This is a genomic window from Enterococcus sp. DIV1059_2, from assembly GCF_051713685.1.
GTDB classification, from domain to species: Bacteria; Bacillota; Bacilli; order Lactobacillales; family Enterococcaceae; genus Enterococcus_D; species Enterococcus_D casseliflavus.
Genome location: NZ_JBIOQK010000001.1, coordinates 2,714,558 through 2,724,140 on the forward strand (window position 1 = coordinate 2,714,558; position 9,583 = coordinate 2,724,140).

At 39.1% G+C, this 9,583-nt stretch carries 13 protein-coding genes and 1 other RNA gene; 7 read left to right on the forward strand and 7 right to left on the reverse strand.

Annotated elements, in window-relative coordinates; all coding sequences use genetic code 11:
• Positions 1-47 precede the first annotated feature (47 nt).
• The 7 genes from IGI72_RS12740 to IGI72_RS12770 all read left to right on the forward strand — a co-directional run bounded on the left by IGI72_RS12740 (position 48) and on the right by IGI72_RS12770 (position 3,899).
• On the forward strand, positions 48-818 hold the full coding sequence (locus IGI72_RS12740) for a Cof-type HAD-IIB family hydrolase (protein WP_005231883.1): 771 nt from the start codon (positions 48-50) through the stop codon (positions 816-818).
• A gap of 62 nt (positions 819-880) precedes the next feature.
• Positions 881-1,244, forward strand: a transfer-messenger RNA (tmRNA) gene (gene ssrA, locus IGI72_RS12745).
• Between the two features lie 268 nt (positions 1,245-1,512).
• Positions 1,513-1,803: a DUF5960 family protein gene (locus IGI72_RS12750; protein WP_438754425.1), complete on the forward strand. Its 291-nt coding sequence runs from the start codon at positions 1,513-1,515 to the stop codon at positions 1,801-1,803.
• A gap of 1 nt (position 1,804) precedes the next feature.
• The gene (locus tag IGI72_RS12755) at positions 1,805-2,074 is read left to right on the forward strand and encodes a hypothetical protein (protein ID WP_438754427.1); all 270 of its coding nucleotides are present in this window, start codon (positions 1,805-1,807) and stop codon (positions 2,072-2,074) included.
• Positions 1,992-2,264: a hypothetical protein gene (locus tag IGI72_RS12760; RefSeq protein ID WP_438754429.1), complete on the forward strand. Its 273-nt coding sequence runs from the start codon at positions 1,992-1,994 to the stop codon at positions 2,262-2,264. Before IGI72_RS12755 ends, IGI72_RS12760 begins: the two co-directional genes overlap by 83 nt.
• A 101-nt stretch (positions 2,265-2,365) precedes the next feature.
• On the forward strand, positions 2,366-2,941 hold the full coding sequence (locus tag IGI72_RS12765) for a hypothetical protein (protein ID WP_438754431.1): 576 nt from the start codon (positions 2,366-2,368) through the stop codon (positions 2,939-2,941).
• Between the two features lie 115 nt (positions 2,942-3,056).
• Positions 3,057-3,899 (forward strand): toll/interleukin-1 receptor domain-containing protein, encoded by an 843-nt coding sequence (locus IGI72_RS12770; RefSeq protein ID WP_208769922.1) that lies wholly within the window; start codon positions 3,057-3,059, stop codon positions 3,897-3,899.
• On the opposite strand, the gene IGI72_RS12775 is transcribed toward IGI72_RS12770, so the two are convergent.
• The 7 genes from IGI72_RS12775 to IGI72_RS12805 all read right to left on the reverse strand — a co-directional run bounded on the left by IGI72_RS12775 (position 3,888) and on the right by IGI72_RS12805 (position 9,578).
• On the reverse strand, positions 3,888-4,124 hold the full coding sequence (locus IGI72_RS12775) for a hypothetical protein (protein ID WP_244323504.1): 237 nt from the start codon (positions 4,122-4,124) through the stop codon (positions 3,888-3,890). The two genes, IGI72_RS12770 and IGI72_RS12775, sit on opposite strands and share 12 nt — an antisense overlap.
• Positions 4,125-4,176: 52 nt before the next feature.
• Entirely contained in the window at positions 4,177-5,196 is a 1,020-nt protein-coding gene (locus IGI72_RS12780) for a CHAP domain-containing protein (protein ID WP_438754433.1), read from the reverse strand.
• 43 nt (positions 5,197-5,239) lie between these two features.
• A complete protein-coding gene (locus IGI72_RS12785; RefSeq protein WP_354018544.1) occupies positions 5,240-5,557 on the reverse strand; it encodes a phage holin family protein in 318 nt (105 codons plus the stop codon).
• A gap of 2 nt (positions 5,558-5,559) precedes the next feature.
• Positions 5,560-5,853 carry a hypothetical protein gene (locus IGI72_RS12790; protein ID WP_225001175.1) on the reverse strand — a complete coding sequence of 98 codons (294 nt, stop codon included), beginning with the start codon at positions 5,851-5,853 and terminating at the stop codon, positions 5,560-5,562.
• Between the two features lie 67 nt (positions 5,854-5,920).
• The gene (locus IGI72_RS12795; RefSeq protein ID WP_438754436.1) at positions 5,921-6,064 is read right to left on the reverse strand and encodes a CD1375 family protein; all 144 of its coding nucleotides are present in this window, start codon (positions 6,062-6,064) and stop codon (positions 5,921-5,923) included.
• A 14-nt stretch (positions 6,065-6,078) separates the two neighbouring features.
• Entirely contained in the window at positions 6,079-6,357 is a 279-nt protein-coding gene (locus IGI72_RS12800; RefSeq protein ID WP_438754438.1) for a hypothetical protein, read from the reverse strand.
• Between the two features lie 14 nt (positions 6,358-6,371).
• Entirely contained in the window at positions 6,372-9,578 is a 3,207-nt protein-coding gene (locus IGI72_RS12805) for a hypothetical protein (RefSeq protein ID WP_438754439.1), read from the reverse strand.
• Positions 9,579-9,583 lie beyond the last annotated feature (5 nt).

Consider the following 9,583-nt stretch of genomic DNA (forward strand, 5'->3'; position numbering starts at 1 on the left):
ATAAGATTGTGAGTGGACTATGACTATAAACCTTAGGAGTAAGATACATGACCTATAAAGCATTAACTTTTTTTGATCTTGACGGTACGCTTTTAGATGAACACTCGCAAATCACATCCGAAATCGCTGAAGCGATGGCGATGTTGCGAAAAAACCAAGTACTGCCGATCATTGCAACAGGAAGAACCGAACCTGAAGTTACCGCCATTCGTGAAGCAGCTGGGATCACCTCGAACATCGTCATGAACGGCGCCTTTATCCGTATTGACGGCAAAGAAGTTTTTTCCGATACCCTTGAACCTGAACTTTGCGCACGGATGTTCCAAGCAGTCAAAGACAATGGTGATGAACTGTGCTATTACAATGAGAAAGGCTATTGGGCGACTGGACATACCGAGGAAATGATTGGTGCGTACAACTATGTCCGCAGCCCTTTACCAGAAATCGATCCTCTGCATTATGAAACAGATCGGACCAATATGTTGTTGGTTTTAGGTGTCGGCAACGATGCTTATTATCATGAGCGTTTTCCAGAATTAACTTTTTATCGTAATACCCCCTTTTCCATCGATGTCGTAAAATCTGGCACCTCTAAAGGGACGGGCGTAAAAACCTTGGTAGAATTGTTGGGTCTAGAAGATGTACCTACCTTCGGCTTTGGTGACGGCAGCAACGACTTCGCTCTTTTAGAAGCCTGCGACCACAAAATTGCAATGGGAAATGGAATTCAAGAGTTGAAAGAGTTGGCAGACTTCGTGACCCTGAAAAATACCGAAGGCGGGATCGTGCACGCCCTGAAACACTTTGACTTAATCTGATTCTTTGCATACAGGCAAAACTATGGTATACTAATGAATGGTAGCGATACCCCTTTTATCAAGGGGATGTTACGGATTCGACAGGCATAGTTGAGCCTGAATTGCGCTTCGTAGGTTACGTCTACGTTAAAACGTTACAGTTAAATATAACTGCTAAAAACGAAAACTCTTACGCTTTAGCTGCCTAAAAACAGTTAGCGTAGATCCTCTCGGCATCGCCCATGTGCTCGAGTAAGGGTCCTATTCTAAGTGGGATACGTTTTATCTTTCCGTCTGTAAGATAAAAAAGAGATCATCAGACTAGCGATACAGACTGCCTGTCACTCGGCAAGCTGTAAAGCGAACCTTCAAATGAGTTGACTATGAGCGTAGATTTTTAGGTAGCAATATGTTTGGACGCGGGTTCGACTCCCGCCATCTCCATAAAGAAAAATCGATTAGATTTTCGTAGTTTTTCCTAAGTGTTCAAAGCCTTGATTTAAAGAGGTTTTGAACACTTTTTTTGTATTTTCAGTTCCACAATGTTTTTCGTAGTTTTTCTTGTTTGGTAGTCATTTGGTAGTCAAATGGTAGTCAAATTTTACCTTTGCAACGATGTGCTTTTCCTCGCTTTTCGTAAATCGTATATCTTAATCTGTTGTTCGCTTTACAACGAGAACGTTCGTTCGTATAATTCTTACAAGGAGTGATTGATATGCAAATACCATTAGCGCATCAAAGAACCTATGCTTTTGAACGATACTACTATGAGTTTATCGAACGAATGGGCCCAGCTCATCTATTATACGATCAATTCGTTAGAACTATGGAGAACTTCGGAAAACCCTACTTTACCGTGCCATCAAGCTATAGTGGTTACCCAAAGGAATTAGCTTATGTATTTAAGAAAGACGGAGATAATTATCTGTTCGATCACGTTAGAACGCAAGACGAGATTCTCCGAAAATACGATCCTAACACAAAGTATAAGCCCGGTGGCAATTGATATGAATCTTATTACTCAATACGAGCAAGGCTATCTATCTCTATCTGATTTTATAAATGAATTCCCTGACTCGATTTCCGAATCACAGGAAGCTTTGTTCGGCGCAAAATGTGTCGAGTTCTATGTTGCTGTCACCTTAGGCAAGACGGATTGTCGCTATTATGTACAAGCTTATGGAGGCGATTGTTATGAAATCGATGAAAGGTGTAGTTTCGAAGATACGTGTGTTGAAGATGAGCAAGACCCCTTTGGTGCGATTCTCGCTAAATAATGTAAACTGCTTGATTGCTGCACACAGTTTGAATTTCTTGGCAGATGTGGATGAGGGAATGCAGATCGTGGTTGCTGGTGAGTATAACGATCGGAAGCAGTTTGTTGTACGAAAATATAGTGTGCTTGGAAAAACAAAGATTATGATTGAATTTGAAACTATGAAAAAAGACCTTTTGAATATTATTTAATTTTCTTTACCACTCTTTTTGGGAGTGGTATATTTTGTTAATAATGTATTATTTGGAATCATGATATATAGTTGATAGCAAATAGCAGGAGGTATTACTTTATGAATAGCAAAGAAAATATCGAAATTATTTCATCATTAAGAAATGTAACAGAAATTGTTAAGGAAGCCCTCGATAAGAATGCTTATCGTGCAGCTTTTTTTTGCTCTCTATCAATTCCTGATATATGTGGTCAATTATTTTATCCTGATTTAAGGGGAAATAATTCTTCTGCAAAAAGGTATAAAAAATGGTATAACGAAAACATTTATCAATATGAACACCCAGAAAAAGATAATGAATATGTTGATCCTTTGATAGATAAGTATAATTTATTGGACGGTGATATAATTTGGCTCATAAGATGCAAACTATATCATCAGGGACTAACGGTAAACGATGAAGTTATAAAAAAACTCAAAAATAAATATAAAAATAGTTTGAAAGAAAATTTCGACAAAATACAATTAGACATAAACCTTGATGAAGGGCGGGATCATTTTAGGTTCATTTATGATAATTTTGGCACTGACACCGAAACAACAATGAATATAGATATTTTTGTAAATCAAGAAATTTTAGCTAAGAAGCTATTGTGGCATGCGGAAAATATATTAAAAAAAGAAAAAGACACATAAAAAACTTCCTATACAATTGAGTTTGATATTCTTTTCTGTCTTAGTAAATATCAATATTTCTGATACAATAGATTAAAATAAATAGATGTAACTACAACGATTGCGAGGTATCCTAATGTCCGTAAATAGTTATCAACAAAAAGAAAAAACTCTTTTAACCGAAATTGCTCGTTTGGAAAAAAGTTTAGCAAATGAGCAAAAAAACATAGCCACTTCTGAGAAAAAAATTGCTTCAAACCAATCTGATATTGCTCGTTCTAAAAATGCTTCAACCATTCGAACTAAGCAGCGCACAATCGAATCAGAAACAAGGAAACTTGTTCAAAGCAAAGGAAAAGTTGCGGATCTCTCTTCAAAGTTAGCAAGAAAGAAGAAAGACTTAGGTGACAATCAAATTAAACTTACTAAAGCAACACAGACCGAAAACAATAAGTTCCAAAAGAAATTACAAAACTCTTATGAAGAGCAACTTAAAAAAATGCGTCAAATACAGCAAGAAGAGATTAAAATCATTCATTCAGATGTCTTAAATGACCCATCTCTTTCTGATAAACAGTATGATATATTTATTTCTTATGCTTCCGAAGATTCAAATTACGTTGATAAATTAGAAACAGCATTTAATGAAGCTGGATTTTCAATATGGAGGGATAAAACAAGTATCGGTTGGGGAAACTCGATAAGACAATCGATTGACAATGGCTTAGCCAAATCAAAATTTGGTTTAGTAGTCATTTCTTCAGACTATATCCAAAAGTATTGGACTGGATATGAATTAGATGGAATATTAAGCAAAGAGAGTTCTACTGGTCGTCAAATGATTTTGCCTCTTTGGCATAATGTTACTAAAGATGAAGTTGACTCCAAAAGCCCTTCCCTTTCTAATAGATTAGCGTTAGACACCAGACTTAACACTATAAGCGAAATAATTGAAGCTTTTAAAAGTTTAATCGAATAAACCAAGCTTATATAGCAAATCAATTATTCTGTAAAAATCATAAGAACCAGCACTATCCACTCCGATGTAAGGGAATGAATTCAGTCCCTTTCTTTCGGCAGCTTCTATGGATTTTTTTGACCAATCAGGTTCATTACTAAGTAGGACTTTCATCAATATATTCTGATTAAACTCTAAACGTTTAATTTTATTTTCAAGTCTTTCAATTTTTAATTTTTCTTCCAAAGAAATCATCCCCATCTCTTTATGTATAAGCCCGCCGAAGCGGGCTATTTGTTTACCATGGTTTGCCTTTTGATTTAAGATTTGTCTTAATTTTCTTAGCAAGTGCCGATGGTCGTGTAATTTTTCGATCAACAGCAGTGCCAGCTTTAGCTTGCATAGAACCAATGGTACCTGGTCCCATATTACGATCGACCTTCAGTCCTAAATTCTTTTGGATTGCTGCTACTAAATCACTGCCTCCAGTTCCAAACTGAATACCAGTCATTCCAGCGTTCCAATCCCCTTTAATCTGGCCAGAAATAACTTTATCAACGGTTGTGCCATAGTATCGCTGCAGATAACCATTTAAATCACCATCCCAATTAGAATCGATGACAATATTGGCAAATGGATTGGTTGATGCTTGATTGCTTGAAGAACCTTTTAACAGCTCAGTAACTTTCGATTGTACTGCATCATAGGAGTAACCGGCAGCCGCTAGTTTTTTCTTGCGATTGTCACCATTCCCCCAAGCACCATTGATCACTTCTTTTGCGATTGTTTCAATCGTTTTTTGCCCTGCTGTGCCACCTGCTGATGCCGAAGTACCATAAGCTGGACGAGCATATCCTCTAATATATCCCCATCCCACAGGCATTGTACGCCGTTTTACTTGGCGACCATAATTGCCTTCAATTGTGGTGATCACACCATTCGAAACATATTCAACGAATCCAATATGATCCGCCCAGCCATCGTTAGGTTGTGTCGCATCATCCCAGTTAAAGCACACAATGTCTCCTGCTTTAGGTGTGATTCTTCCATCTTCAATCCAAATCCCTTTAGATTTAAAGATGTCAATATGACGCTGCACCCCACATTCACGACCAATTAAATCAATTGCACCTGTATTAATTCCGATAAAGCTGACAAACGTATCACACCAGTCATCAGTGTATTTCACTTGATAGCCGACTGGAAGCGGCTTTGTTGCATTGTACTTATCAACGATATTTTTATGGACAGTAGTTCCCATTACAGTACCGAGATATTTTCTTGCTTCGGTTAAAATCGTATTTGCTGATACAGTCATTTCATATCATCCTTTCTATAAAAAGAAAAGAGCAGCCGATTAGCTACTCCTTCTTTTCTGTGAATTCTTGGCCATCACCATAATCTGGTTTTTGATCATTGCTACCTAAATTTAAAAGTTGTACAAATAATTGGTGCATCCCTGTGGATGCAATCCCGCTAACCGCCCCATAAACAATCGCTTCCACAGTTAATCCATTGATGATTGCTCCTAGAATCGCTCCTAAGACAATAACTATCAATGGAATATAGCCATTGGCCACTGCTGCAAATACGGGCGTTGACTTGATCAAATATCCCACTACTAAACACGCTACGACAATGACTGGTACTAAATACTCCTGCAAGAAATTCAAATCCATTTTTATTTCCCTCTTTCTTTCCATAAAGATTTTAATTGTTCTCCATGCTCAACTAATTTTTCACTATGTTTATCTAATCGTTCATCCTGACGCTTTAATTCGTCATGAATCGCAACTCGATCAGACTTACTGGCTTCTAAATCACGATTTAACAAATCCAGACTATGAGTCATCTTTGTTAGATTCTCAGTGATTTTTGTGAAATTTGACATTACTGGTCTAATAACAAATGCCATCAAACCAACAATTGTCATAATCCAGCCCGCCCAAGTTGCTAATTCCCCTACGTTTAACATGTGCCACCTACTTTCCTAAAATAAAAGCAACCGACCAATAAGCCGATTGCTCCTGCTGCTACATATCCTATTCTTTGGTTTCTTCTGGCTTTTTTGCTTCACCAACAATTTTTGCAACATCTTCACGCAAAATCTCCGGTACGCTCTCGATCGTGCGTTTTCCTTCAATCACGTGTGTGGCATACAACATTTTCATAGCTGAAAATTCCATGGTTTACCCCTCCTTTACTTTGAGAATACATAGTCTGATAGTTCCATAAATGCAGTCTGGATCATCTCTGATTCTTCTTGCAGTTGTTTATTCTCCTGTTTTAACAGTTCTAATTCAGTGGGTTCTTTCGGTTTATTTTCATCATTGATTGACTGGATAAACAGGCTCATTTTTTCTGCATCATCATTCATTTCCTCCAAAAGTATCGATTCGAACAATCTGTTTAGTTCATCATCAAAACCATGTCCGTTAATACATTTCTCGATATATTGTCTTTTGAATTCATCTAACATATTTTGTCCTCCTTTTAGAATATATCTACCCCTGGATAAGTAACGTGAATGTTGAAAATATCCCCTGAATTATTTTGAATGTAACCATATTGGGATCCTGTCCAACCCAATCTATACTGAATTTTGATTAAACCGTCCGTGTCCACAATCAACATGTACGAGCTTGTACCTGCACCTTTTACAATTATTTTTACTTCACTAATAGGTCTCAGTGCGTTTGGTACACTACCGATGGTAATAACATCATTGCTATTGGACAATACACTATTGTTTTTAAATGCCCCGCTCAGGGTAACAATCCTTCCAGTTCGACTTCCGATTGGTCTATTACTCCCACTCGTAGCATAAACTGACCAACCAGTAGCTGGTGTCAGTTGAATAGGCTGTATTTTAACTAGATCACTATAAGTTAAGAACGTACTAGTTGCGCCACCAACTCCACGACTATCAGCAATCAATATTCCGTCCATACGCACTGAACTACGCTGCGAGTAGCCAGATGGATCATTTACAAATACTGAGAAACCGTTAGAATTTTGAATAACGCCGCCTTCTTTAATTTTTGCTCCTGTTGATTTGTTATAGTCTTCCCACATTGTGACATCTTCACCGTTTTGGATTGTAGTTTGTCCCTTGCGCCACATTTGTGCTGTACCTCCGGGAACAGTTTCCCCATCCCAGAAATCAAACGGACTGACAAAAGTAACACCAGTTAAAGTTCCAGCAGTGACATTTCCTAGGTTTGCAGTGATGGCAGATAAGGTCGTAGCAACTATATTATCTGCTGTAAAAATATATAGATTAAACTTGCTGCCATTCCATTGATAGGTCGCACCGATAATATAGCCACTCGCTCCGGTATTTTGCCAAAGCATCCCAACATAAGGATTTGTAGGTACAGTTGCTTGACTGATGATGCCAGTCGGATCACCTTTTTCACCTTGCTTAGCCACAGTATATGAAGTATTTGTTGTATTATCTGTGAAAGTTAATACTGTCCTTGTCCATAAAAAGCTTCCAGCAGCAACCGTAGGGATTGATGTGCTCCACCCACTACTAGGCGCTGTTGTACCACTAGTAGAACTAGCAAAATTGATAGTTGTACTTTTAATCCCATTACCAGGTGCTCCTGTCGACCCAGTAGCACCTGTTTCCCCTTTTGCTCCCATCTTACCAACTGAATATGCAGTTGAATTTGTATTGTCAGTGTAAGTAAGAACAATTTTTGTCCAAAGGTACTGGTTCTCAGAAACACTAGGTATTGAAGTACTCCATGTTCCTGTAGGCGGTGTTGTACCAGAAGTACCAGCTTGATAGGTAGTAGCGCTAGACACGATTCCTTTTCCATCAGTTCCGTTTGATCCGGCTGGCCCTGTGGCTCCTTGCTTGTTCTTCACGACAATCATTATCTTTTGAATCGTCACAGCTTTGTACACCGCTTGGTATGTTACCGTTCCAACATCGGCTGACAAAGCAGTAACTGTATAACGACCAGCTGAATTGATTGTGCTAGTCATCCCAGTCTCAGAAACTTTCGAATACGTCACACCAGATGAAACTTTAGTTTGTCCCTCGTAGATAATAAAATCTCCAAGAGCTTTCGTGAAGTCAGTTACTGTGCCAGATGCATTAGCAGGTACTATAATTGAATCATTTGAAAGATACCCACTGATGACTTCTTTTGCATCTTGTCCGTTCGCACCGTCTTTACCATCGTTACCGTCATGACCGGATTCCCCTAAAATTCTTTGCCATGTATATTTGGTAGGATCTTCGCTGTCCGTAGGTTCGTAATCGGTGTAGGTTCCGGCATACGTAGGATAGGCGTTTGCAAAGTCGTCTGCGGGGTTTGGTGTGTATGGCCATGCGCTACCTTTTGAAAGTTTAACATCGTAGATTGTAAAAGAATCACCCACAGTATAGACATTCCCTTGAGAAGATACAGGGTCAAAAGAAATATACACTTGAGTAGCTTCCTTGAGTTTGAATGGTATGTTTGCAGATCCAGTTCCACTATAATAGGTAGTAGCATCCGAAGCGTCAAAATTGATTAATCTAAGCCTTAAATAGTTACCTGACTTTACGCTATATCGGAACGATATATACATTTCGTCTCCGATTTCTCCAAGCGCAGTGGCTGCAATATTTGCAACTGGTCTAAAGTATGGGTCTGTGGCAGTAGTTGTAGTTACTGAATACCCCCCATCATTAGTGTTACTAGCCAAAGCTCTCGAAACTGCTCCAGAAGAGTTGGTGCTTTTTTCGTGGATAGGGAGTATCGTGTTTGCAGATTCTCCTCCTGTTATCCGTTTCAATATAAAATCGTTTTTACTAGGATAGGAGCTAGTAAATCGATCTCTCCCATCAGCACTCCAAGCATAAGCCCAATGTGTATAAGGAGTTTTTCCATCGGCGCCCGGTGTCCCAGGGATTCCTTGATTCCCTTGATCTCCTTTGTCACCTGTCGCTCCATCTTTAACTTTAACAATACTCACTGTATCGTTCAGGTTATCCAAAGTTGCTGTGATAGCAATCAGTGTCCAGTTTTTGTTGGTCCATTGTGCACTGGTTAAGGTTCTTGTGTTACCAGTTCCACCTAATGTAATGGCAGTTTGAGCGGCGTTACCGATATATGGAATAGCCGTAAATGTTGCAGTTCCTGTGACGTTTTGAAGCTTTGCCGATATGTTTATCGTCTGTGTCGTCTTAGGCGTGTCATCGGCATTAAAAGCCATGTTCTCAGCTGAAGCAGTTAGATAAAGCAGTTTGGCGTCCGCTCCGTTCGCTCCCATCTTTCCTACAGAATAAGCTTCAGTCTTCGATTCATCTGTATAAACGAGTGTCGTTTTAGTCCAAAGATACTGATTTGCTGATACGGTCGGAATCGTTTCTTGCCACCCACTTGTAGGCGGCGTGTTTCCACTTGCTCCTGCTGCATAGCTGATTGATTTATCTTTAATTCCTAATCCAGATTCACCTTCAGCCCCCATCAGAGTTGGAGTTTGTGTTTCGGATGTTGTGTTATCGGTGTATGTTGTGACAACCCTTGTCCAAAGATACTGGCCAGCTGGTACATTAGGTCGTGTTGCTGACCATGATGTTGGTGGGGTTGTACCACTCGTTGATTGTGAATACGTTGCAACCGGTGTGCCAAGTATCCCTCGGCCATCGTCGCCATCTTCTACACGTGCGAAACTAATTTGATCTTCAACTATAGCCAAAATAT